The organism is Streptomyces sp. ADI95-17 (genome assembly GCF_003846175.1).
Classification (GTDB): domain Bacteria; phylum Actinomycetota; class Actinomycetes; order Streptomycetales; family Streptomycetaceae; genus Streptomyces; species Streptomyces sanglieri.
Genome location: NZ_ML123049.1, coordinates 198,117 through 220,997, shown reverse-complemented (window position 1 = coordinate 220,997; position 22,881 = coordinate 198,117). Strand labels below are relative to the sequence as shown.

The window sequence follows — 22,881 nt, the reverse complement described above, 5'->3', positions numbered from 1 at the left end:
GGGCGGCGCAACGATTTAAGGCACGACCAAAACACGTGGTCCCTCCCGTACCCGGCCGATTACGTTGCCGAGCCGGAGCCACCCGGTTCCACGGCGCAGAGGAGGGCGTGACCGTGCCGGTCAGCACAATCAACGGAATCAGCCTCGGCTATGAAGTCACCGGCCGCGGTGAGCCGGTGGTGATGGTCATGGGCACCGGGGCGAGCGGCCGTGTCTGGCATCTGCACCAGGTACCGGCGCTCGTGGCGGCGGGCTACCAGGTGGTCACCTTCAACAACCGGGGTGTCCCGCCCACCGACGTCTGCACCGACGGGATCACCATCGAGGAGCTGGTCGCGGACACCGCAGGCCTGGTCGAACACCTCGGCCTGGGCCCCTGCCGGTTCGTCGGCACCTCGCTCGGCGCGCACATCACCCAGGAGCTGTGCCTGGCGCGCCCGGACCTGGTGACGGCGGCGGCGCTGCTCGCGACCCGGGGCCGCAAGGACGCGATGCGCCGGTTCCGCGACCTCGCCGAGCGGGAGTTGCACGACAGCGGGGTCACCCTTCCGGCGCGCTACACCGCGACCGTACGGGCGATGGAGTTCCTCTCCCCGGCGACGCTCAACGAGGACAAGGAGATCCAGGACTGGCTCGACCTGTTCGAGGTGTCGCCGGTCTCCGCGGCACCCGGATACCGGGCTCAGCTCAGCATCGGGATGGCGCCGGACCGGCTGCGTGCCTATCAGGCGATCCGGGCGCGCTGCCTGGTGATCGGCTTCGCCGACGACCTGGTTCTCCCTCCGCATCTGAGCCGGGAAGTCGCCGACACCATCCCGGGTGCCCGGTACGTCGAGATCGAGAATGCCGGTCATTACGGCTACATGGAGCGCCCGGACCGCGTGAACGCCGAACTGCTGCACTTTTTCGCGCGGAACTGAAGGAGGGCAAAACGTGTTTGTCAGAACGACCCCGCACATTCACGCGCTCGGCCTTCACCATCCACGTGTCTGGCGGCTGACCGCCGGCCGGCCGCTGCTGTCGGCGGAGGGGCTGACCGCCACCGAAGCGCTCTCCCACCACGACCCCGACCGACCGTTCCCGGACGGATACCGAAAACTTCTGGCCGAGTTGGGGCACCCCTCGGTGGTGCCCGCCGGCGAACGGCTGCGGGAACTCGTGACCGCTCGTGGCTGGAGATCCCATGGCGCGGTCGTGGATGCGGTGACCGTCGCAACCCTGCGTCACGGAGGCGGAGTCGGGCTGCACAAGGCCCCTCCTGCAGGGGACGGGCAGGACCTGCTGCTCACCCGCGCCACGGGGGACGAGCGAATCGTCCCCGCCTTCTCCAGCAAGTCCTGGCCCATTCCCGCCGGTGACCTCGTATACGGCCTGACGCGTGACGGCCGGGCCGTGGATCCGCTCGCCTGGCTGGGAAAGCGGGACTGCGACGCAGCCGCCCACCAGCTCGCGGCGGACACGCACGAGGCCCTTCTGGTGGTCCTCGGCTGTCCCGGCGAGAACGCCGGACACAGCGAGGAGATCGGCGCCACGGTCGCCGAAGTCCTGGCATCGGCCCAATTCGATTTGATCATGACGCCGGTTCCACACGGCGCTTTTGACGCGGATTCATAGACTCCGCTCAATTCATGACACGTTCGTCTCTTCACGGCGATTGCGGCACTGCCTGTAAGGTGCTGAGGCCGTGCAGAGCTGCTTGAGAATCACTCGACAACCATCCCTGGGGGGATCGAACCACCATGACCAACTCTGTCAACTCATGCAGCCGATTCGGTGAGCAGACTGCCACGGACACCATGCACGCCTCGGCACGCGGTCTGATCATCGAGGACCTCGACGGGTCCTCGGAGACGGGCGCCGCGATGCTCTCCATCTGCGTCGTGGCCGCCCCTGCCGCCACGGCCGTCGCGGCGGCTTCCATACGGTTCGAGTAGAGATCCGGACGGGGGCCCCATGACTCAGCGGGACGCAGAACACACCGTGTCGTCCGGAGGGGATGACGGGACGCGGCTCGGCTTCAAGAGCCACCTGCACGCGACCCTCGTTCCCGGGGAGGCCGCCTACCTCGTCTCCCATCGCGGCGTCACGGCACTGCACGGCCCACCCGCGGAGGTCCTCGTCCCGTTGCTGGACGGCAGCCGCAGTCCGGCAGCCGTCGTACGCGGGGCGGCCCCGTCGCTGACCCCGGCAGAGGTGCACGCGTCCCTGCGTGCCCTCGACGCCTCCGGGCTGCTCCGGCTGCGCCCGGCCGGCGCAGCCGGGGCATCCGACGGTTCCCGCCCCGACCTTGCGGCCGAGGCGTACTGGGACCTGGCCGGCCTCGACGGCGGCCGGGTCCCCGGCGAACTGGCACAGCGCACCCTGCGCGTGGTCACGCCACCCGGCATGGACCGGAATGAGCTCCTGGACGCCTGCCGTTCCTCGGGGCTCGCCCTCACCGCACCCGGCGGGGAGGCGGACCTGACCCTCGTCCTGTGCGAGGACTACCTCTCCCCGCAACTGCACGAGATCGACGCCGAGCACCGTGCGGCCGGGCGGCCCTGGCTGCTGGCCGGGCTCGGCTCCACCGCAGCCTGGATCGGCCCGGTCTTCCAGCCCGGCAACGGCCCGTGCTGGCACTGTCTGGCCACCCGGCTGCGCGGCCACCGGCACTCCGAGGAGCCGCTTCGGCGGAACCTCGGCCTGTCCGGACCGCCGCCGCGCCCTGCGGCCACCCTCCCGGCAGGCCGGTCCCTGACCGTGCAACTGGCCGTGCTCGAAGCCGCCAAGTGGCTGGCGGGCGTGCGCAACGACACCCAGAACTCCGTGAACATACTGGACACCCTCCGGCTGGGCGCTGCCGCGCACCCGGTCGCGCGGTTGCCCCAGTGCCCGGCCTGCGGGGACCCCGGCCTGGTGGCGATGCGGGCCGGCCGGCCGTTCGTACCGCGCTCGCGTCCCAAGACCGTGCTCGGCCTCAACGGCCACCGGGCTCTCACCCCGGCCGAGATGCTGCGCCGGTACGGCCCGCTGGTCGACCCGGTCACCGGGATCGTCCGGGAGATCCGGCGGGCCCCGGGCAGCCCGGACTTCGTCGACGCCTTCGTGGCCGGCGAGAATCTCGCCATGCGGAGCCCCACCCTGGCCGGGCTCCGAGCCGGACTGCGCTCGCTCAGCGGTGGCAAGGGCCTCAGCGAGGAAGAGGCCCGGACCAGTGCCCTGGGCGAGGCGGTGGAGCGTTTCAGCGGCACCCGGCATGGTGACGAGTCCGTCATCCGCGACACCTACCGTGCGCTGGGCGCGCAGGCGCTGCACCCGAACGCGAGCCAGCTGTACTCCGAGCGGCAGTTCGACGAGCGGAACGAGATAAACGCGCGGGGCGACCGGCTCCAGTACGTGCCGCCGCGCTTCGACGAGAACCGGCCCACCGACTGGACCCCGGTCTGGTCGCTCACCGAGGGCGTCCGGCGCCTGGTGCCCACCGCCCTGCTGTACTTCAGCGAAGAGCCCTCGCCCGACGGCCTGTTCGCCGACTCCAACGGCAACGCGGCCGGATCCAGCCCCGAGGACGCCCTGGTCCAGGGCTTCTTGGAACTGGTCGAGCGGGACGCGGTGGCCCAGTGGTGGTACAACCGGACCCGGCGGCCCGCCATCGACCTCGACGCCTTCGCGGAGCCGTACATCGACCGGCTCCGTGACGGCTACCGCTCGGTCCGCCGCGAGGTGTGGGCCCTGGACCTCACTTCCGACTTCGGCATCCCGGTGGTCGCGGCGCTCTCCCGGCGCACCGACAAACCGGCCGAGGACATCGTGTTCGGCTTCGGCGCGCACTTCGACCCGCGGCTCGCGCTGCGCCGAGCGCTGACCGAGATGGGCCAACTGCTGCCGCTGGTCGGCGAGGTCACCGCAGAGGGCACCGGCTACCGGGTCGACGACCCCGAGCCGCTGGACTGGTGGCTGCGTGCCACCGCCGCGAATCAGCCGTATCTGAGGCCCGACGGATCCCGCCCCAGCCGTCCGGCGGACTGGACGTACACCCCGACCACCGATCTGCGGAAGGACGTCGACCTGATCACCGAGGCCGTCCGGTCGCGCGGAATGGAACTGCTGGTCCTGGACCAGACCAGGCCTGACCTGGAACTTCCGGTAGTCAAGGTGATGGTGCCGGGGATGCGGCACTTCTGGCCCCGGTTCGCGCCCGGCCGGCTCTTCGACGCCCCTGTGGCGCTGGGGCACCTTTCGAGCCCGACGGAGTACGAACGACTAAACCCGGTTCCGCTGTTCGTCTAGCCCTTTATGCTCTCTGGAAACGTACTCAAGTTCGATGACGAGACAGATAAGGCTACGCACACACACAACCATGCCACGTCATGACGAGATCGATCCCCTTCAGCCGGCGGCCACACCGGGCAGAGCCGCGAGCGAGCCGCCCGACGTCGCGGAGCTTCCGGCACCCCGGCTGGCCCGCATCATCCTCACGGTCGCGCTGATCAGCTACCTGGGCGTCACGGTCATCAACCTGGTGGGTACCGACCTTCCCACCACTTCGTTACTGACCTCACTCGGCTGCCTGGTCCTCATCTTCGTTCTCCAGCTGAGGCATTCGAGCGCCGCCGTGCGCAGGGCTCCCGTCCTTCAGCGGAGCCTGACGCTCGGAGCCCAGACGCTGTTGACCTATCTGCCGATCGCGGCCTTCCACTCGCAGTGGGGCGCCATGGCCGGTTTCCTGGCGGGCTCGCTGCTGCTCCTGCTGCCGAGCCGGTGGGCCTGGCCGGCGTACGGCCTGGTCGGACTGAGCATGCTGATCCCGCCGACCCTGGACAACCTCTCCGTCCAGGAGACCGTCTACCTGGCGCAGTCGACCCTGCTGACCGGCCTGGTGGTCTACGGACTGTCCCGCATGGCGGCGCTCATCCAGGCACTGCACGACACCCGCAGCCAGCTCGCGGGCCTGGCGGTGGCCAAGGAACGGCTGCGCTTCGCCCGCGACCTCCACGACCTGCTGGGCTACAGCCTTTCGGCCATCACGCTGAAGGGCGAGCTGATCCACCGCCTGATCCCCTCCAATCCGCGGCGCGCCCTTGAGGAGGTCAGCGACGTACTCATCATCTCCCGCCAGTCGCTGGCCGATGTGCGCGTGGTCTCCAGCGGCCTGCGCAGCATGTCCCTGGAGCAGGAGATGCGTTCGGCCCAGTCCCTGCTGGAGGCCGCGGACGTCAAGGTACGGGTGGACATCCGGCTGGGCACGCTCGACCAGCGGGTCGACTCCGTACTGGCCGCCGTACTGCGCGAGGCCGTGACCAATCTGCTGCGGCATTCGCGGGCCGGTACCTGCGCCATGGCGGCGACCCAGGACGGCGACCGGGTGCGGCTGTCCGTGTCCAACGACGGTGTGGATCCCTCGTACCGAGATGTGTCACCCCACAGCGGCAGTGGTCTGGGCAATCTGCGGGAGCGGTTGCAGTCCGCCTCCGGCGTGCTGACGATCACCCGCGGCCCGGGCGGCACCTTCGAACTGGTCGCGGAAGCACCGGCGCGACCACCACGCAGATTCGCCGACCCCGACGACGCCGAGTTCGGCGCCCAGGACCACGCCGCCTGACCCGGGAGAACCTTCATCATGACGATCCGCATCCTGCTGGCCGAAGACATGAACATGGTGCGCGGCGCCCTGGTCGCCCTGCTGAACCTGGAGGACGACCTTGAGGTCGTCTGCGAGGTCGAGCGCGGCGACGAGATCCTCGACGGCGCCCTCCTGCACAAGCCGGACGTCGCCGTCATCGACGTCGACCTCCCCGGCATCGACGGGCTGACCGCCGCCGAGCGGCTGCGCAAGCAGCTCCCGGAGTGCCGCGTGCTGATCCTCACCAGCCTCGGCCGTCCCGGGGCACTGCGCAGGGCACTCGCCGCGCAGGTGTCCGGCTTCCTGCTCAAGGACGCGCCTCCCCAGGAACTGGCCGCCGCCGTAAGGAACGTGGCCGCCGGGAAACGGGTGATCGACTCCCAGCTCGCCCTCTCCGCGTGGAACAGTACGGAGAGCCCGCTGACCACCCGCGAGACCGAGGTCCTGCGACTGGCGGCGGACGGCCTGGAGCCTGTCGAAATAGCCGGACATCTCCAACTCTCCCTCGGCACCGTCCGCAATTACCTCACCACCGCGGTGACCAAGCTCAACGCCCGGAACCGGGTGGACGCCATCAAGATCGCGCGTGACGCCGACTGGTTGCTGTAGCGCAGTTGCCGCCGTCGCTGCAACGGACACTCGTCAGGTCCGAGTACGAGTATGGGGCCGGGCTTCGGCCGACGGTACCTCGCGGCTCATATGTCTGGCATGAATCTTTCACGTGTGGAATCGCTTGTTCAGGTAGGCGAGGACCGCCAGGACCCGGCGGTGTCCGCTGTCGCTCGGTGGCAGGCCGAGCTTGTTGAACACATTGCCGATGTGCTTGCTCACCGACCGTTCCGTGACCACCAGTTGGGCCGCGATCGTGGCGTTGTCCCTGCCCTCCGCCATCAGCTGGAGCACCTCGCGCTCGCGCCGGGTCAGTGAGTCGATCGGGTCGTCCCTGCGTTTCGCGAGGAGCTCCGCCACCACCTCCGGGTCCAGCGCGGTGCCGCCCGAGGAGACCCGCTCCAGGGCATCGAGGAACTCGTCCACCCGGCCGACCCGGTCCTTGAGCAGATATCCCACGCCACTCGCCCCGCCGCCCAGCAGTTCGGCGGCGTAGGTCTCCTCGACGTACTGCGAGAGCACGAGCACGGGCAGTCCCGGGATCTCCGCGCGCGCGGCGAGCGCCGCGCGCAGCCCCTCGTCCCGGAACCCCGGCGGCATCCGCACGTCCAGTACGGCCACGTCCGGTCGGTGCTCCAGCAGGGCGGGCAGCACTTCCGGGCCACTGGCCGCGACCGCCGCCACCTCGTGCCCGGCGGAGGTGAGGAGCAGTACGAGCCCCTCACGCAACAGGGCGTTGTCCTCTGCGATCACCACACGCACGGAAGCTCCACTTCGATCGCGGTCGGCCCCCCGACGGGGCTCGACACCTGCACGATGCCGTCGAGCGCGGCGATCCGCCGCCGCATGCCGAGCAGCCCACTGCCGCCGCTCTCATCGGCTCCGCCGCAGCCCTCGTCGCACACCGAGATCCTCAACGAGCCGGGGGTGCGCAGTAGTTCCACCCGGGCCCGGCGGGATCCACTGTGCTTGGCGGCGTTGGTCAGCGCCTCCGCGACCGAGAAGTACGCCGCCGCTTCGACCGCGGCCGGTGCGCGCGCGCCGCCCTCCACACCGTCGTCGGTCACCTCGACCTCCAGACCGCTGCCGGCGGCGAGCGCCCGTACCGCACCGACGAGCCCGCGGTCGGTCAGGATCGGCGGATGGATGCCGCGCACCACGTGCCGCAGTTCGGTGAGGGCCTCCTCCACCTGGTCCTGCGCATCGTCGAGCAGCTTGCGGGCTGTGTCGGGACTGTTGTCGTACGCCCTGCGCGCCAGCCCCACCCGCATCGACAGCGCCACCAGGCGGGCCTGCGTACCGTCGTGCAAGTCGCGTTCGATCCGCCGCAGTTCGGCGCCGTGGGCCGCCATGGCGCCCGCCCGGGTAGCCGTCAACTCCTCTACACGGTGCGCGAGTTCGGCGCTGCGCCGGGCATCGGGCGAGAGGTCCAGCAGGGAGCGGGACCAGGCGGCGTCCAAGTCGGCGAGCCGGCCGAGAAGCGGCAGCACCACGGCCCGGTGCCCCAGGACCCAGCACCAGACGCCGTCCACCAGAATGCCGAAGATCCACACGATCAGCGAGGCGTACGCCAGCAGCCAGCCGTAGAGCAAGTGGGCGGCCAGCCACCTCAGATCGCGGTACGTCCCGGGGTCCTTGACCGCCGTACGCACCCGCACGGGGAGGTCACCGACGAGCGGTACGTACGCCTCGGGGACCTCCTCCCCCGTCCAGTTCGCGACCTCGCGCCGTTTGGCTCCGGCGAGCCGGCGCAGCAGCAGGACCGTTTCGGGCAGGACGCCCGCGCCGATCACCAGCACGGTGACGGTCACGGTGAACGCCAGCAAGGGCAGGAACAGGAACGAGGCCAGGGCCAGGCCGGCCGATCTCAGCAGGTGCCGCGTCGCCCGCCATGCGAGCCAGAGCCTCTCTCTCATGGCCATCAGATTAGGTGACCGACAGGACATGCGAAGGCGTGTGCGCCACCCGGACCGTGGTGTATCGGGCTACACCATGGGTCCGGTAGAACGCCCCCTCGATCTGTGGCCCCGCGAACTGGCATCGTGGTTTCCGCAAGGGGCATCGGCCCCCACCGCTCGATGGAAGGAACGGTCATGAAGGCCCTGCTCTGGATCCTGCTCGTGGTAACCGTCGCCGCAAATGTCTCCACCAGCTTCGCCTTCGACGGCGGCAAGCAGGTCGCCATCAGCGTCTGCACCGGTACCGTCGCCATCGCCTCGGCCGCGGGTCTCTTCCTGATGCGCAACAAGCGCGTTAAGGGGTCCTGACAGCACGGTGCGAACGGTCGCGGTGCAACCGGTCGCGGTACGCACTGCCGCCCGCTCCGGGCCCGGCGCACAGCGCACCTTCTTCCCGCAGCCCGGGCAGTGCCCTGCCCCCGGGGGCAGGGCACTGTTCCAGAGGCAGGGATTCCGCGCTCCGTTCGCGCCTACGGCACGGGCTGTTGCTGGGTGACGCAGTGGATGCCGCCGCCTCCCGCGCCCAGCCGGTCGATGTTCAGCTGCTCGACGGTGCGGCCGGGATGGAGCCGGGCCAGTACGCCCTTCGCCGCCGCGTCCGCCGCGGCATCACCGAACTGGCCGCAGACGACAGCGCCGTTGCACAGGTAGTAGTTGGCGTAGGAGGCCAGGAAGTCCGGGTCGGTGGACCGGATCCTGTCGTAGTCCGGGCCCTGGAGTTTCATCACGTCCATCGGCCGGCCGGTGGCGGTCGTCGACGCGGTGAGGACGCGGTGCTGTTGGCGCGCGTCCTTGGCGTACGCGTCGTTGTCCGACGCGAGCGGCATCTGGACGAGTGCCTCGCCCTCGGCGAGGAAGCGTGAGGTGGCGTCGACGTGGTCGTCGGTGATGTCCTGCCCGTACACGCCGTCGAACCAGATGACCTCGGACGCGCCGTATGCGTCGCACATGGCGTCCTCCAGGTCGCCCTGCTTCATGCCGGGGTTCCGGTTGCCGTTGAGCAGGCTGCTGCGGGTCGCCATCAGGGTTCCCGCACCATCCTGCTCGACGGCTCCGCCCTCGCCGACGAAACCGGCCCGGGTGAACGGCACACCGGCGTACGCGGCGATGCGTTCGGCGACCAGTGCGTCCTTGCCGTGGGTCTGCCTGCCGCCCCAGCCGTTGAAGTTGAGGCCGACCGCGTCGAGGCCGCCTGCGCCGTCGGTACGGAAGACCGGGCCGGTGTCGCGCGCCCAGCAGTCGTCGACGGGGATCGAGCCGAGGACGGTGACCGAGGAGCCGCACATCGACCGCGCCCTGGCCGCGCTCGCGGAGTTGGCGCACATGATGACCGGTTCGTACTTGGCGATGGTGCGGGCGATCAGCGCGATGTCGGCCTGTACGCCGCCCAGGCTTCCTCCGCTCCAGATCGCGGTGCTGTCGGGCCAGGCCATCCAGGTACGGGTGTGCCGGACGTCCTCGACGGGGACCCGGAAGGCGCCGGCGACGGGTGCGCGGGCAGGCTCGGCACCGGCCCTTCCCTGCGCCGTGGCCAGGGCCGTGCCCGCGACGGTCAGTCCGGCGGCCACCAGGAATCCGCGCCTGCTCGGACCCGGTTTCACGTGCGATCGGGCGGTGCTCTCGTTCATGTGGTGCCTCCTGATGTCTGCTACGGAAGTCCTGCGGGAGGTCCGCAGGGCGTGGGGCCGTGTGGAGGTACGGGGGTGAAGGTCACAGGGCCCTTCGGGCGGCCGCGATCCTCTCCGGATCCCAGCCGGGGCGCGGCACGGAATCCATGAGCAGGCGCGTGTAGGGGTGGCGGGGCCCGCCGAGCACGTCGGCGGTCGCGCCCGCCTCGACGACGCGGCCGCGGCGCATGACGATGACGTCGTCGGTGACGCAGCGGACCACTCCGAGGTCGTGGGTGATGAAGAGGTAGCCGATCGGTGTCCGTTCCCGGATGTCGGCGAGCAGGTTGAGGATCTGCGCCTGCACCGACACGTCGAGCGCGGCAACCGCCTCGTCGAGGACGAGCACCGCGGGCTCCACGGCGAGCGCCCGCGCGATGGCCACCCGCTGGCGCTGGCCGCCGGAGAGCCGACGGGGCAGCGCCTCGGCGGCTCGGCTGCCGAGGCCGACCTGGTCGAGCAGTTCCCGCACCCGCCGTCCGTGGTCGATGTGCGGGAAGTGCAGACGCAGTGTTTCCCGCAGCACCGCCCCGACGCTCGTTCGCGGGTCGAGGGAGAGATAGGGGTCCTGGAAGACCATCTGTACCTCGCGGGCCCGGGCCAGACGCTGTGCGCGACCGCGTACGCGAGGGGTGCGGGACCTGCCGCGTACCCGGATCTCGCCCGCGTCGGCCCGCTCCAGGCCGACGATGATCCGGGCCGCCGTGGTCTTTCCCGAACCCGATTCCCCGACGATGCCGAGGGATCCGCCCTCGGGCACCGCGAAGGACACGTCGTCCACGGCCCGGACCGCGCCGAAGCTGCGCCGCAGACCGCTGACTTCCAGCACCTTCACGTCCGTGGGCTCAGGCATCGGCGCTCCCTTCGAGCAGCTCGCTGTGGTGGCAGGCGGCCCGGTGCTCCGGGTGTCCCGGGACGGGCCGCAGCTCCGGGGGCCGCTCGTCGCACACCTCGGTGGCGAGCGGGCAGCGGGCGGCGAAGGCGCAGCCGGTCAGGGCGGTGCTCAGGCCGGGGGGCCGGCCCTCGATCGCGCTGAGTCTGCCGCCGGTTCGCTCCAGGCGGGGCGTGGAGGCCAGCAGGGCCGCCGTGTAGGGGTGCCGCGGGTGCTCGAAGAGCTGCTTCGCGGGGCCGTGTTCGGCGATCCGGCCCGCGTACATGACATACACGCGGTCGCTGATGGCCGCGGCCAGGTCGAGGTCGTGGGTGACGAACAGCAGGGCGGTGGCGAAGCGTTCGCGCAGCCGGGCGAGGAGTGCGACGACCTCGGCCTGTGTGGTGACGTCCAGTGCGGTGGTGGGTTCGTCCGCGAGCAGCAGGGCGGGTTCGCCCATGAGCGCCGCGGCGATCATGACGCGTTGCAGCATGCCGCCGGAGACCTGGCCGGGGTACTTGCGCAGGACGGTGTCGTCGAGGCCCACCGCGCCCAGGAGTTCGGTGGCGCGGGCGGTCGCTCGCGCGCGGGCGGCCGTCCGGGTGGCGCGGACGCCCTCGGTGAGGAAGTCGCCGATGCGGCGCAGCGGGTTGAGGGCGGCGCGCGGGTCCTGGAAGACCATGGCGACCGTGCCGGTGCGCAGGGCGCGCAGCCGGTCGGCGTCGGCGGTGAGCACGTCGTCGCCGTTGACGCGGACGGTCCCCTCGGTGACGGCTCCCGGCGGCAGCAGGCACAGTGCGCTGCGTGAGGTGAGGGTCTTGCCGGATCCCGACTCGCCCACGAGGGAGACGGTCTCACCGGGGGCGACGGTGAGGTCGACGCCGTCGAGGACGGGGCGGGCCGTGCCGGGCAGGGTGAGGCGGAGCCCCCGGATGTCGAGCGTGCCGGCCTGGGTGGCGGGTGCGTTCATGGTTGTGTTCATCGGTCTCTCCTGGCGACGCGGTCGGCCCAGCGCTCGCCGACGACGTTGAACGCGACGACGGTCAGCACGATGACGACGCAGGGCAGGATCGCGGACAGCGGGTAGCCGTGCTGGACGGCGGTCTGGCCGTCGAAGACCATGCGGCCCCAGTCGGGGGTGAGCGCGGGAATGCCGAGGCCGAGGAACGACAGCCCCGCGAGGTCCATCAGCGCATAGCCGAAGTTGATGGTGGCCTGGGCGAGGACGACGGGGGCGATGTTGGGAAGGACGTGGCGCAGGCAGATCTGGAGCGCCGAGTGGCCCTGGACCCGGTAGGCGCTGACGTAGGGGCGGGCCCGTTCTGCCAGGACCAGGGAGCGGGTGAGGCGGCTGACGTAGGGCAGGTAGGCGATGGCGAGGGCGATCACCGGGGCGAGCAGGCCCTCTCCGTACACCGAGATGATGAGGATCGCGAGCAGCATGCCGGGGAAGGCGAAGACCAGTTCGGTGCTGCGGGAGAGCAGGGAGTCCAGCCGGCCTCCGCGCCAGGCCGCGGCGGTGCCGACGGCGACCCCGGCCAGGGTGGAGAACGCGACCACCTCCAGCGGCCCGAGCAGCGAGGTCCTCGCGCCGAGCAGCAGCCGGGAGAGGGTGTCACGGCCGGCGGCGTCCACGCCGAGCGGATGGTCGGCGGAGGTACCTGCCAGCGCACTGCCCAGATCGACGACGTTGGGATCGTGCGGCACCAGCCAGGGTGCGAGCACCGCGGCGGTGACGACGAGGACCACCAGGGCCAGGCAGATCAGGTGGAGCGGTGAGCCGGCGGCGCGGATCCCGGACAGGCCGGGCCGGCGGGTGAGTACGGCGGTCATGCGGCGGCCCCCCTGGTACCGAGCGTGAGCCGCGGGTCGGCCAGCGGCAGCAGCAGGTCGACGACGAGGTTCACGGCCATGAACAGGGCGACGACGATCAGCGCGATGGCCTGGACGGTCGGGAAGTCCTTGGTGGTGGTGGAGAGTTCGAGAAGCTGGCCTATGCCGCCGACGCTGAAGGCGGTCTCGACGAGGATCGTGCAGACCAGGAGCGTGGAGACGACCAGGCCGCCGGTGGTCAGGATGGTGCCGAGCGAGTTGCGGAACGCATGACGGCGGATCACCTGGCGTTCGGGGACGCCCCTGCTGCGGGCCACGGTGACGTGTTCGCTGTCGAGTGCTTCGAGCATGGCCGAGCGGGTGACCCGGGTGAGCATGCCGATCAGGTAGAGGGCGAGTGCGACGGCGGGCAGCGTCAGGTGCCGGAGCATGTCGACGGGACCGTCGCCCGAGCCGCCGCTGGGGAACCAGCCCAGGCGCACGGCGAACAGACCTTGCAGCAGCACGGCCGCGACGAAGGAGGGGGTCGCGACGGCGAACGTCGTGGCCACCAGGACGGCGGAGTCGGTCGCCCCACCACGTACGGCGGCCAGTCCGCCCAGGAACAGCCCGACGAGCACCACCACGGTCAGCGACATCGCGATCAGCAGCAAGGTGGTGGGGAGCCGGTCGGCCAGCAGGCGGGACACATCGGTGCGGTAGGTGATGGACCGCCCGAAGTCGCCCTGCAGGACGTTCCCGAGCCAGGCGAAGTACCGTACGGCGAACGGATCGTCCAGGTGGTACTGGGAGTTGATGGCGGCGAGGGCTTCGGGCGAGGCCGAGCGGCCGGAGAGCAGGAAACTCGCCGGGCTGCCGGGCGCCAGGTACATCGCGCCGAAGACCACGAACGAGGCCGCGAACAGGGTGGCAGCCATCTCGGCCGTCCGCCGCACCGCGAATACGACGAAGCTCATTCGGCGGCCCCCACTTCGGCGGCCCACGGCTGGTACATGTACGAGATGGTCGTGGGGGCGCCGGTGATCCTCTTGTTGAGGAAGAGGGCGGTGGGCCATTCGGCCACCGGGATCCACAACAGGCTCCGCGCGGCGCGCCGGTGGGCCTCCGCCTCGATCGCCAGCCGCCGCTTCGGATCGTCCACGGCACCGGCCCGGTCGACGAGTTCGTCGTACGTCTTGTCGCTGTGCCCGGCGAAGTTCAGGTAGGAGCCGGTCCTGAAGTTCGTCAGGACGTCCAGCGGATCGGTGATCGAGTCGTAGTACGTGAGCGGGAACATGTCGATGCCCTTACGGGCTCCTGGGTCGGTGAACAGCGCGGTGAACGCGTTGGGCGCGATGGACTTGAGCCGGATGTCCAGGCCGATCCGGGTTCCGGCCGCCTGGACGGCGGTGGCGAGGAGCGAGACGTCCTGGCCGATGGAACTGGTGGCGACGGTCAGGGTCTTGCCGGTGGCGCCCGCCTCCTTGACCAGCGCCTCGGCCCGCGCGATGTCCGGGGCCGCGGGGCGCATGCCCTCGAAGGCCCGCTTCCTGGTCCGCTCCGGCGCGTCCGCCCAGGCGGCACGGGTGGTGAGCGCGCCGGTGGGGGTGCCGGCGCCGCCGAGGCCGACCTGGACGAAGCCGGAGCGGTCGAGGGCCAGCGAGAGGGCACGCCGTACGCGGAGATCGGCGAGCGGGCCCCGCATGTTCGTGATGGCGACATTGACCGTGCTGAGGCCCTCGCCGAAGTACAGCTCGCCGACGCCGCTGCCGCGCAGCCGGGTGTAGCTCTCGGTGGGGATGAGATAGCTGCCGTCGGCCTCCCCGCTCAGCAGGGCGTTGGTCCTGGCCGAGGCGTCGGGCAGGAAGCGGAACACCGCCTTGCCCGACCTGGCCCGGCGTCCCCAGTAGCCGTCGAAGCGGTCGAGCTCGATGGACTGGCCCTTGCGCCAGGTGCCGAGTTCGAACGGTCCGGTGCAGGCGAGGCCGCCCGAGGTCCCGTAGTCCTTTCCGGCCGCCTCGACGCCGTCCCTGGAGGCCACCGCTCCGGCGGCGGTAGCCATGTACTGGGGGAACTGCGAGTCGGGTTTCCTCAGCTCGACGGTGACCTGGAGCGGACCCGTCTTCCTGACGGAGGCGACGTTCTGGAAGGTCTGCGCCCACGCGGCGGCGTTGTCCGGGTCCCGCTGCCGGTCCAGGCTGAACACCACGTCGTCGGCGGTCATCGTCCCGCCGCTGTGGAAGCGCACTCCCTCGCGCAGGTCGTAGACCCAGGTGGTGGGGTCGGGGTGCGATGCCCTGCGGGCCAGGCCGGGCTCGGTGGTGAGCTCCGGCGTCCACCGCATGAGGCTCTCGCACACGTTGGAGAGCACCATGTTCTGCGGGTAGTCGAACGCCACCGTGTAGTCGAGCGTGGGCGGTTCGGCGTAGAGGGCCCAGGTGAACGAGCCGATGTCGCCCTTGGCCCGGGGCGTGGACGCCGACATCGCGAAGGAGTCGGGTGCGTTCCGGGGCGGGCCCGCGCACGCCGTGAGCGAGGCGAGCGAGACCAGGGCGGCCGCCACGGCGGCGGGACGCCGGCGCCGGCCGCGTCTCACGGCGCGGTACGGGGGTGATGTGGTCATGGGGGCGCTCACCCGGACATCACGCGCCGGGGTGCGCGGCGGGGTGCGCGGCGGGGATCTGCTGGGTGATGCAGTGCACTCCCCCACCGCCGTACGCGACGGCCGCCGCCCTCACCCCGACGACCTTGCGACCCGGGTACGCCGACGCGAGCACCGCGAGGGCTGCCTCGTCCTCGGGCAGCCCGGCCACCGGGACGACCACCCCGCCGTTGGCGACGTAGTGGTTGAGGTACGACACCTCGACCTCGCCACCGGCCACCTCGACGAACACGGTCTGCGGAACGTCAATGATCTCCAGCGGGCGTCCCTGGGCGTCGGTGCCGGCTTCAAGGACGGCGCGGTTGGCGCGCATGCGGGCGTGATCGGGGTGCGCCGGATCGTCGGGAAGCGAGACGACGACCTTGCCGGGGGCCGCGAACGCGCAGACGCCGTCGACGTGCCCGTCCGTCTCGGTGTCCAGCAGTCCGCCGTACGGAAGCCAGATGACCTTGGTGACGCCGAGGCGCGCCTTCAGCTCGGCCTCGATCGCGGCACGGCTCATGTCCGGGTTGCGGTTGGGGTGGAGTAGGCACTGCTCGGTGGTGATCAACGTGCCCTCGCCGTCGACCGTGATGGACCCGCCCTCCAGGACCATGCCGGAGGGAATGCGTTCGATGCCGAGGTGGTCGAGCAGCAGGCCGCTGATTCGGTCGTCGGCGTCGTACGGATGGTGCTTGCGGCCCCAGGCGTTGAAGCGGAAGTCGACCCCGGCGCGGCGGCCCTCCCGGTCGAGCACGAACAGCGGGGCCGAGTCGCGGAACCACGAGTCGTCCAGGGGCAGTTCGACCACGGTGACACCGTCGCCGCACCGCACGCGGGCCTCGTCGCCGTGGCCTGGCGGCGCGACCATGGTGACCGGCTCGAACTCGGCTATGGCGCGGGCGACTTGCGCGTACTCCCCCTTCACCTGGTCGAGGACGCTTTCCCAGAGGTCGACGCGGGTGGGCCAGGCCATCAGGCAGCCCTCATGCTCGGACCATTCGGCGGGCATACGGAACGAGGTCATCAGGTATCTCTCTCTTGCTCTTGCTCTTGCTCTTGCTCTTGCTGAACCGGACGGGTGAATGCCGGTATCGGGCCGGGGGGAGCGGCGCGCCCGTTGGCGACGCGACGGGAGGCGGCGCGCGTTACGGAAGGCGGTGCATCGCTCACGCCGCGGGGGGGGTGCCGCGTGTCACAGGAAGTAGAGGCGGCTCAGGGAGACCGAGTCGGCGGGTTCCGAGCGGATCGGATCGCCGTCGAGGGTGACCAGGCCGGTACGCGCGTCCACCTCGACCTGACCGAGCCGGTCGTTGCCGACCATGTCCGCGGGACCGATGCCCCGTGCTCCGCGCACGGCGACGCGGCGGCGCCGGGTGGCCATCGCGTCGTGGGGCCTGCCGAAGGTGCCCGACTCGGCGGCGGCCCGGCTGACGAAGGCGACCGAGAGGTCCGCGGGCGCGGCGCCGTGAGCCCCGAACAGCGGCCCCAGGACCAGCGGTTCGCAGCTGTCGGTCGCGGCGTTGGGGTCTCCGGTGACGCCATGGGCGGGGACCCCGGACTTGAGGACCATCTGGGGTTTCGCACCGAAGAACGGCGGCCGCCAGAGCACGATGTCTGCCATCTTCCCGACCTCGATGGAGCCGATCTCGTGCGCGAGACCGTGGGCGATGGCGGGGTTGATGGTCAGCTTCGCGATGTAACGGAGGACGCGCGCGTTGTCGTCCTGCTCGCCGTCACCCGCCATGGGCCCCAGCTCGGCCTTCATCTTCCCGGCCATCGCGAAGGTACGGCGCACGGTCTCGCCCGCCCGCCCCATGCCCTGCGCGTCCGACGACGTGATCCCGATGGCGCCCAGGTCGTGCAGCACGTCCTCGGCGCCCATCGTCCCGGCGCGGATCCGGTCCCGGGCCATCGCCGCGTCACCGGGCAGATCGGTCTTCAGATCATGGGCGGAGACGATCATGCCGTAGTGCTCGGCCACCGCGTCACGCCCGAACGGCAGCGTGGGATTGGTCGAGGAGCCGATCACGTTCGGTACGCCCGCCATCTTCAGTACGTTCGGTACGTGACCGCCGCCGCACCCCTCGATGTGGAAGGCGTGAATGGTCCGCCCCTCCAACACCTTCAGGGTGTCCTCGACGGACAGGCACTCGTTCAACCCGTCACTGTGCAGGGCGACTTGTACGTCATACTGCTCCGCGACCCGCAGCGCGGTGTCCAGCGCACGGGTGTGGGCGCCGAGGTCTTCGTGCACCTTGAACCCGCACGCCCCGCCCTCGGCGAGGGCCTCGACGAGTGGGGCGTCGTCCGAGGACGAACCCCGGGCGAGGAAGCCGATGTTGACCGGCCAGGCGTCAAAGGCGTTGAACGCGTGGCGCAGCGCCCAGGGCGAGTTGACGCCGACGCCCCACATCGGCCCGAACTCCTGGCCGATGATCGTGGTGACGCCGGACGCGAGAGACGCTTCCATGATCCGGGGCGAGAGCAGATGGACATGGGTGTCGACGGCGCCCGCGGTCGCGATCAGTCCCTCGCCGGAGATGATCGTGGTCCCGGTCCCGACGACCACATCGACGCCGTCCAGGGTGTCGGGGTTGCCCGCGCGGCCGATGGCATGGATGCGGCCTTCCCTGATGCCGATGGACACCTTGCGGATGCCCAGCACGGCATCGATGACGACGACATTGCTGATGACGACGTCACAGGTCGCACGGACCGCTGCGGCCTTCAGATGGAGCCCGTCACGCGCCGTCTTGCCGAACCCGGCAAGGAACTCGTCACCCGGCTTCTGGGAGTCGGACTCCACCCGGATCACCAGGCCCGAGTCCCCGAGCCGGACGCGGTCCCCGGCACGCGGGCCGTGCACGGAGGCGTACTCGTACGCGTCGATGTGCCGGCTGCCAGGCGCGCAGTGCTCGCTGTGTTCTCTGCGATTTCTGCGATCGCTGCGATCGCTGTGTTCTCTGCGATCGCTGCGATCGCTGCGATCGCTGTGTGCGGCGGGCCCGCTCATGCCCGCGTCCCTTCCGGCCGGTCGCTGGGGGTCGCGCCCAGGTAGCCGCAGGCCGCCGCCCCGCGCAGCGCCGCCTGCTTCGCTCCCGGGGCGTCGAGGGGCCCGTCCACGAGTCCGGCGAAGCCGATCGCGATCCGGGCACCGCCGATCGGCACGAGTCCGACCTCGGCGGTCCCGCCCGCGTCGAAGCGGGTGGACGAGCCGGCGGGGGCCGCGAGGCGCATTCCGTAGGCGGCCACCCGGTCGAAGTCCAGGCGCGGATTGGCTTCGAAGAAGTGGAAGTGGGACGTGACGCTGACGGGCACAGCCGCGGTATTGCGTACGGTCAGCGTCACCAACGGCTCGGGGGTGGCCGCGACAGCCGACGCCGGCAGTACGGCGCCGGGGGCGTCGTCGCGCCGGAGCCGCGCGCCGAACGGGTCGCTCACGACGGCGAGTCGCGTGCCGTCGTCGAAGACGGCCTCCACCTGGATGTCGGTGACCACATCGGCTACGCCCGGCAGGACGTCGCCGGGACCGAGCACGGTGCGCCCGCGCTCGACGGCCGCGGCCAGACGCAGCCCGTCCCGCGCCGCCTCACAGACGGTGTCGGCGATCAGGGCGGTGGCCTCGGGAACGTTGAGCCCGAGTCCCCGCGCACGTCGGGACCGGGCGAGCTCCGCTGCGGTGAACAACAGGAGCCGGTCACGTTCGGTGGGCGTCAGCGGCATGGATTCATTCCTCGCTCCGGGAAGTGCAGTGGGCCGGGAAGTGCGGTGGGCCTCAGCGGCACGGCGGTGAGTTCGGCGGCGGGCCTGGCGGCATCACTGTGGCATTGACTGAATTTTCAGTCAAGAGTTCGGAGACAAAGGAAAACGCCCGGCTGTAGACAGAAACAGGGCGAGGACGGGTAAGGACAGGCGAGGGCAGGGCGGGCCCGAGAAAGAGCGGCAGGAGCCGCGGGAGGGCGAGAGCGGGGGCGCGGGGCGGGGGCGGGGGCTACTTCTCCCGCAGCAGCGCCAGCTCGGCATCGATCGCACCGCGCACCAGGTCACGCGCGTGATCGATCTGCAGCCCGCCGCTGAGCCAGCGCATGCTGAGCCCCTCCAGGAGAGCGGTGAGCCGCTCGCCGGCCGCGGCGAGGGCGGGCGCCGGAGTCATCGGCCGCACCTGCCCGAGCAGGGCCGCCACATCCTGGACCCACACCAGCGTCGCCCGGGCGAGGTCCTCGCGCAGCACCTCGTCGAAGACGGCGCTGGCCCGCAACTCGCCCCAGGCCGAGCTGTTCTCCCTGACCTCCGCAGTGTCCTGGAGCTCCAGCAGGAGGATCTCTTCCAACTCCTCGCGGGGTGCGAGCGGTTCGGCGTCCGGGTCACGGCCGGTGGTGTAGCGCTCGGCCCGGTCGTTGATGAACTCAAGGGTGTGGCGCAGGATCCCGGTGCGATCCTTGAAGTGGTAGTAGATCAGCCCGGTCGAGACGCCCGCTTCGGCTGCGAGCTCCTCGACGCGCAGGCCGCGGACACCGCGTCGGGCGATCAGCCGTGCGGCCGCTTCGAGGATCTGAGTAGTGCGAGGCGCCATGGATCCGAACCCTACCGGGCGGTCCACGGCCCGGTGATCCCGGCCACCGGCGGGCGCGCGGGGCCAGGCCGGGGGCGCGGCCGGGCGTCAGTCACCCCTGTGGTGGCCGCTCGTGACCACCGCGACGGACCCTTCGCCGGGCAGTGCCTCGACAGAGCCGCACGGTGGCGGTGTTCTTCGCGTCCGGGCTGCGGACGCAGAAGGGCCGCTCGTCGGCCGGCTCACCGAACCGGAGCGTGGTCGCCCGGTTCCGTCTCGATGCCCCGTACGCAGTCGGCGGGACTCAGCACGTATCCGGCGGCCACGAAGGCGTCGCTGTCGTCGGGTAGGACGAACTCGTCATCGGTCCGCTCCAGGTACCGGGTGGCCGTCTCGGCGGGGACGGCCTTCCCGGCCACGAGATCGAATTCGCAGCCCGGGTCGGGGCGGTGAGTCCGGCGTCCGCGCAGTCCGGCACGTACGCGGCCTCGGACGACGGTGCGGTCCGGGACGGCGGTGCGGTCCGGGACGGCGGCGTCGAGGGAGTGCGGAACGGCGCACAGGGTCGGCGGGGCTCGTCGGAGAAGCCCCGCCCCGTGTCCGAGCGCCGCTCCGGCAGGTAGTACGCCGCCCCGCCGACGGCCACAAGAAGCACGACCCCGACCACCAGGCCGCCCACGGTCCGGCGACGTCACCCACGGCGGGGACGGCGCCGCTCGGACCCGGTCCGCGCACCGTCCCCGGAGGCCCGACCGGCGCCGGGAACAGGCGGCACAACTGGGACGACGGTCAGTGCGGGCCGGGCGTGGAGGCGGTGGCCGCCGATCTCGCGGGGGTCGTCGGCCGACAGGGGCGAGTGGGCGGACCGCGCGCCGGGAGGCTGAGAGGACAGGCGGTGTCTCTTTCGGCGAGAGGGCAGGGCCGCTGCGAGGCGGGCAGTGCGGTACGGGCCGGTTGCAGCACGCGGCGCGGCGGCGGCCACGGGCCGCCACCGGGACGATCGCGCAGTTAACTAAAATTTCAGTCAACATGAGACGATGCGGTCCGTCGATCAGCCGGCACATCGGAAGGGCATGACGTGGAGGCGGACCGCAGGACGGCCATCCTGGAAGCGGCGGCCAGAGTCATCGCCCGACGTGGGGTCCGGGGCCTGCGGGTGCCCGAGGTCGCCGCCGAAGCCGGCGTCTCCACCGCGCTCGCCTACTACCACTTCAAGGACCGCGCAGGCATCCTGCACCGGACGCTGGAGTTCATCAGCGACCGGGCCGAGCGCTGCACCGTGGACCGACCGGCCCGGGAGTACGACAACGACCCCCACCGCGACCTCGAACGCTCCCTCCTGCTGGAGTTCCAGGACCGGCCCGAAGTGCGCGAGAACAGCATCGCCTGGGGCGAGTTGCAGGCCACAGCGGTCTTCGACCCCGAGCTTCGCGCCGCACTGGCCGGGGCCCGCCTGATCTGGATCGGCGAACTGACCAGCACCCTCGCCCGCATCCGGCCGGCCGCTCCCGCCCCCGCACTCACCGAGTCCGCCGAACGGCTCACCGCCACCCTGGAGGGCCTCAGCACACGCTGGCTGAGCGGACTGCTGTCCACGGGCCACGCCCGCGAACTGATGCGGGACGCCATAGCCATGGAACTCCCCGGTCGACCAGCCCCACACCACCCTTCCCTCTTTGACTGACTTTTCAGTTAGTGCCACAGTGGACGAACGAATGGGGAAGCCCCCCACTCACCGAGCGCCCCCGCACCCCGGCAGCTAGCTTGGCCCCATCACACTCATCGGAGCTCACCGTGCCCCACCATCTCCCCTCCCGCCGTTCGGCCCTCCGCTCGATCGCCGGGATCGGTGCCGCGGTCCTGGGCGCCTCGTCCTGCGGCCCCGGCGAGTCGGCGACCGGGCCGAGCGGCACCGGCAACGAGGACGCGATGACGAAGGGACGGCGAATGGGCGCCGAGTGGGAGAGCCACGCACGCACCTTCATGTCGTGGCCCGCCCTGGAGTCGGTGTGGGGTGAGGATCTCCGTTACGTGCGCGAGGACATCGCCCGCATCGCCCACGCCGTCGCGGAGTACGAGTACGTCGTGATGCTGGCCAGGCCCGACCAGCAGAAGGCCGCCCAGAAGGCGTGCGGCCGCGACGTCGAGGTCGTTCCGCTCGCCGTCGACGACCTGTGGGCCCGCGACACGGTGCCCGTGTTCGTGGAGGACGACGGCAAGGTCACCGGCATCGACTTCAACTTCAACGGCTGGGGCAACAAGCAGCAGCACACCAACGACGCCCGGGTGGGCCGCACCCTCCTGACCGCGTACGACATCCCCCGCAGCAAGGCCCCACTGATCGCCGAGGGCGGCTCCTTCGAGACCGATGGCGAGGGCACCCTCCTCATCACCGAGAGCTCGATCGTCAACGACAACCGCAACCCCGGCAAGAGCCGGGACCGGATCGAGGCGGAACTCAAGCAGACCCTGGGCGTCAAGAAGGTCATCTGGCTGGCCGGCGTACGCGGCCAGGACATCACCGACGCCCACGTGGACAGCCTCGTACGCTTCACCGCCCCCGGCGTGGTGCTCCTGGACAAGGCCCACCCCGACACCCCCGCCGACTCCTGGTCACGCGCGGCCGACCAGGCGAAGTCCGTACTGAGCAGGGCGACGGACGCCAAGGGCCGCCCCTTCGAGATCATCGACCTCCCCCAGCCCGACCTGTACGAGATCACCGGCGAGGGCGACGACTTCGTGTCGACCTACGCCAACTTCTACGTGGCCAACGATTCGGTCTTCATCCCCGGGTTCGGCGACCGAAAGTCCGACAAGCGGGCCAAGAGCATCCTGCGGGAGCACTTTCCCGGGCGTGACATCGTCCAGATCAACATCGACACCATCGCCTCCGGAGGCGGCGGCATCCACTGCTCCACACATGACGAACCGGGCAAGCCGGTCGACTGACCCCCGCCCTGCGGAGCAGCCGCTTCCACGATGCGGGCCCGGCCGGAACAGGTCTCGGCGGGACCGCCGAGACCGATCGTCTTCGGCCGGGACCGACCGTGGGTCCGGTGCCCTGGCAAGACCCGGTGCACCTCCTGGCGTTCGGGTTCGGTGGCGGACTCGCAGTCGAGGCACAGGTGCTCCGGGGCGGCCCGCCACTCAGCCGAAAGCGACCCGC

General features: G+C 70.9%; 23 protein-coding genes. 10 read left to right on the top strand and 13 right to left on the bottom strand.

Features of this window, described 5'->3' with window-relative positions; all coding sequences use genetic code 11:
• Positions 1-113: 113 nt before the first annotated feature.
• From EES42_RS27925 to EES42_RS27900, 6 genes are all read left to right on the top strand, one after another.
• Positions 114-920, top strand: a complete 807-nt coding sequence (locus EES42_RS27925) for an alpha/beta fold hydrolase (protein ID WP_124721052.1) — start codon at positions 114-116, stop codon at positions 918-920.
• A gap of 13 nt (positions 921-933) precedes the next feature.
• A complete protein-coding gene (locus EES42_RS27920) occupies positions 934-1,614 on the top strand; it encodes a hypothetical protein (protein WP_124721051.1) in 681 nt (226 codons plus the stop codon).
• 125 nt (positions 1,615-1,739) lie between these two features.
• Positions 1,740-1,934: a hypothetical protein gene (locus EES42_RS27915; RefSeq protein ID WP_124721050.1), complete on the top strand. Its 195-nt coding sequence runs from the start codon at positions 1,740-1,742 to the stop codon at positions 1,932-1,934.
• A gap of 19 nt (positions 1,935-1,953) precedes the next feature.
• On the top strand, positions 1,954-4,269 hold the full coding sequence (locus EES42_RS27910) for a TOMM precursor leader peptide-binding protein (protein WP_124721049.1): 2,316 nt from the start codon (positions 1,954-1,956) through the stop codon (positions 4,267-4,269).
• A 70-nt stretch (positions 4,270-4,339) separates the two neighbouring features.
• A complete protein-coding gene (locus tag EES42_RS27905) occupies positions 4,340-5,581 on the top strand; it encodes a sensor histidine kinase (RefSeq protein ID WP_124721048.1) in 1,242 nt (413 codons plus the stop codon).
• Between the two features lie 18 nt (positions 5,582-5,599).
• Positions 5,600-6,211: a response regulator transcription factor gene (locus EES42_RS27900; protein WP_124721047.1), complete on the top strand. Its 612-nt coding sequence runs from the start codon at positions 5,600-5,602 to the stop codon at positions 6,209-6,211.
• Positions 6,212-6,319: 108 nt separating this feature from the next.
• Here EES42_RS27900 and EES42_RS27895 read toward each other — a convergent pair whose 3' ends face one another.
• Entirely contained in the window at positions 6,320-6,973 is a 654-nt protein-coding gene (locus EES42_RS27895) for a LuxR C-terminal-related transcriptional regulator (protein WP_124721046.1), read from the bottom strand.
• Positions 6,961-8,127, bottom strand: a complete 1,167-nt coding sequence (locus EES42_RS27890; RefSeq protein ID WP_124721045.1) for a sensor histidine kinase — start codon at positions 8,125-8,127, stop codon at positions 6,961-6,963. Before EES42_RS27890 ends, EES42_RS27895 begins: the two co-directional genes overlap by 13 nt.
• 177 nt (positions 8,128-8,304) lie before the next feature.
• Between EES42_RS27890 and EES42_RS44945 the strand changes: the two genes are divergently transcribed.
• Positions 8,305-8,478 (top strand): hypothetical protein, encoded by a 174-nt coding sequence (locus EES42_RS44945; protein ID WP_164495340.1) that lies wholly within the window; start codon positions 8,305-8,307, stop codon positions 8,476-8,478.
• Between the two features lie 161 nt (positions 8,479-8,639).
• Here the strand turns inward: EES42_RS44945 and EES42_RS27885 are convergent, their stop codons facing one another.
• The 11 genes from EES42_RS27885 to EES42_RS44940 form a co-directional block, all read right to left on the bottom strand.
• A complete protein-coding gene (locus tag EES42_RS27885) occupies positions 8,640-9,797 on the bottom strand; it encodes an agmatine deiminase family protein (RefSeq protein ID WP_124721044.1) in 1,158 nt (385 codons plus the stop codon).
• Between the two features lie 82 nt (positions 9,798-9,879).
• Positions 9,880-10,689, bottom strand: a complete 810-nt coding sequence (locus tag EES42_RS27880; protein WP_124721043.1) for an ABC transporter ATP-binding protein — start codon at positions 10,687-10,689, stop codon at positions 9,880-9,882.
• Positions 10,682-11,689 carry an ABC transporter ATP-binding protein gene (locus tag EES42_RS27875; RefSeq protein WP_241196623.1) on the bottom strand — a complete coding sequence of 336 codons (1,008 nt, stop codon included), beginning with the start codon at positions 11,687-11,689 and terminating at the stop codon, positions 10,682-10,684. The genes EES42_RS27880 and EES42_RS27875 overlap by 8 nt, the downstream gene beginning before the upstream one ends.
• Positions 11,686-12,540 (bottom strand): ABC transporter permease, encoded by an 855-nt coding sequence (locus EES42_RS27870; RefSeq protein ID WP_124721042.1) that lies wholly within the window; start codon positions 12,538-12,540, stop codon positions 11,686-11,688. The genes EES42_RS27875 and EES42_RS27870 overlap by 4 nt, the downstream gene beginning before the upstream one ends.
• Positions 12,537-13,496 (bottom strand): ABC transporter permease, encoded by a 960-nt coding sequence (locus EES42_RS27865; RefSeq protein ID WP_124721041.1) that lies wholly within the window; start codon positions 13,494-13,496, stop codon positions 12,537-12,539. The genes EES42_RS27870 and EES42_RS27865 overlap by 4 nt, the downstream gene beginning before the upstream one ends.
• Positions 13,493-15,142 carry an ABC transporter substrate-binding protein gene (locus EES42_RS27860; RefSeq protein ID WP_124721040.1) on the bottom strand — a complete coding sequence of 550 codons (1,650 nt, stop codon included), beginning with the start codon at positions 15,140-15,142 and terminating at the stop codon, positions 13,493-13,495. The genes EES42_RS27865 and EES42_RS27860 overlap by 4 nt, the downstream gene beginning before the upstream one ends.
• A gap of 19 nt (positions 15,143-15,161) precedes the next feature.
• A complete protein-coding gene (locus tag EES42_RS27855; RefSeq protein WP_124721039.1) occupies positions 15,162-16,187 on the bottom strand; it encodes an agmatine deiminase family protein in 1,026 nt (341 codons plus the stop codon).
• Positions 16,188-16,355: 168 nt separating this feature from the next.
• Positions 16,356-18,053 carry an urease subunit alpha gene (locus EES42_RS27850; protein ID WP_124721537.1) on the bottom strand — a complete coding sequence of 566 codons (1,698 nt, stop codon included), beginning with the start codon at positions 18,051-18,053 and terminating at the stop codon, positions 16,356-16,358.
• A gap of 119 nt (positions 18,054-18,172) precedes the next feature.
• Entirely contained in the window at positions 18,173-18,886 is a 714-nt protein-coding gene (gene ureA / locus EES42_RS27845) for an urease subunit gamma (RefSeq protein WP_124721038.1), read from the bottom strand.
• Positions 18,887-19,154: 268 nt separating this feature from the next.
• Positions 19,155-19,736, bottom strand: a complete 582-nt coding sequence (locus tag EES42_RS27840; RefSeq protein WP_124721037.1) for a TetR/AcrR family transcriptional regulator — start codon at positions 19,734-19,736, stop codon at positions 19,155-19,157.
• A gap of 221 nt (positions 19,737-19,957) precedes the next feature.
• Positions 19,958-20,134, bottom strand: coding sequence for a hypothetical protein (locus EES42_RS44940; RefSeq protein WP_164495339.1), 177 nt, complete (start codon positions 20,132-20,134; stop codon positions 19,958-19,960).
• Between the two features lie 30 nt (positions 20,135-20,164).
• On the opposite strand from EES42_RS44940, the gene EES42_RS44935 reads away from it, so the two are divergent.
• From EES42_RS44935 to EES42_RS27830, 3 genes are all read left to right on the top strand, one after another.
• The gene (locus EES42_RS44935; RefSeq protein WP_164495338.1) at positions 20,165-20,338 is read left to right on the top strand and encodes a hypothetical protein; all 174 of its coding nucleotides are present in this window, start codon (positions 20,165-20,167) and stop codon (positions 20,336-20,338) included.
• A 455-nt stretch (positions 20,339-20,793) separates the two neighbouring features.
• Positions 20,794-21,399 carry a TetR/AcrR family transcriptional regulator gene (locus tag EES42_RS27835; RefSeq protein WP_124721036.1) on the top strand — a complete coding sequence of 202 codons (606 nt, stop codon included), beginning with the start codon at positions 20,794-20,796 and terminating at the stop codon, positions 21,397-21,399.
• 110 nt (positions 21,400-21,509) lie between these two features.
• Positions 21,510-22,664, top strand: coding sequence for an agmatine deiminase family protein (locus EES42_RS27830; RefSeq protein ID WP_124721035.1), 1,155 nt, complete (start codon positions 21,510-21,512; stop codon positions 22,662-22,664).
• The last annotated feature ends 217 nt before the right edge of the window (positions 22,665-22,881 follow it).

What these genes read in the sequence shown, in the direction of transcription:
- EES42_RS27915 (WP_124721050.1), top strand. Translation starts at nt 1,740, where the DNA reads ATGACCAACTCTGTCAACTCATGCAGCCGATTCGGTGAGCAGACTGCC.
- EES42_RS27910 (WP_124721049.1), top strand. Translation starts at nt 1,954, where the DNA reads ATGACTCAGCGGGACGCAGAACACACCGTGTCGTCCGGAGGGGATGAC.
- EES42_RS27905 (WP_124721048.1), top strand. Translation starts at nt 4,340, where the DNA reads ATGCCACGTCATGACGAGATCGATCCCCTTCAGCCGGCGGCCACACCG.
- EES42_RS27900 (WP_124721047.1), top strand. Translation starts at nt 5,600, where the DNA reads ATGACGATCCGCATCCTGCTGGCCGAAGACATGAACATGGTGCGCGGC.
- EES42_RS27890 (WP_124721045.1), bottom strand. Translation starts at nt 8,127, where the DNA reads ATGAGAGAGAGGCTCTGGCTCGCATGGCGGGCGACGCGGCACCTGCTG.
- EES42_RS44945 (WP_164495340.1), top strand. Translation starts at nt 8,305, where the DNA reads ATGAAGGCCCTGCTCTGGATCCTGCTCGTGGTAACCGTCGCCGCAAAT.
- EES42_RS27885 (WP_124721044.1), bottom strand. Translation starts at nt 9,797, where the DNA reads ATGAACGAGAGCACCGCCCGATCGCACGTGAAACCGGGTCCGAGCAGG.
- EES42_RS27880 (WP_124721043.1), bottom strand. Translation starts at nt 10,689, where the DNA reads ATGCCTGAGCCCACGGACGTGAAGGTGCTGGAAGTCAGCGGTCTGCGG.
- EES42_RS27875 (WP_241196623.1), bottom strand. Translation starts at nt 11,689, where the DNA reads ATGAACACAACCATGAACGCACCCGCCACCCAGGCCGGCACGCTCGAC.
- EES42_RS27870 (WP_124721042.1), bottom strand. Translation starts at nt 12,540, where the DNA reads ATGACCGCCGTACTCACCCGCCGGCCCGGCCTGTCCGGGATCCGCGCC.
- EES42_RS27865 (WP_124721041.1), bottom strand. Translation starts at nt 13,496, where the DNA reads ATGAGCTTCGTCGTATTCGCGGTGCGGCGGACGGCCGAGATGGCTGCC.
- EES42_RS27860 (WP_124721040.1), bottom strand. Translation starts at nt 15,142, where the DNA reads ATGACCACATCACCCCCGTACCGCGCCGTGAGACGCGGCCGGCGCCGG.
- EES42_RS27855 (WP_124721039.1), bottom strand. Translation starts at nt 16,187, where the DNA reads ATGACCTCGTTCCGTATGCCCGCCGAATGGTCCGAGCATGAGGGCTGC.
- ureA (WP_124721038.1), bottom strand. Translation starts at nt 18,886, where the DNA reads ATGCCGCTGACGCCCACCGAACGTGACCGGCTCCTGTTGTTCACCGCA.
- EES42_RS27840 (WP_124721037.1), bottom strand. Translation starts at nt 19,736, where the DNA reads ATGGCGCCTCGCACTACTCAGATCCTCGAAGCGGCCGCACGGCTGATC.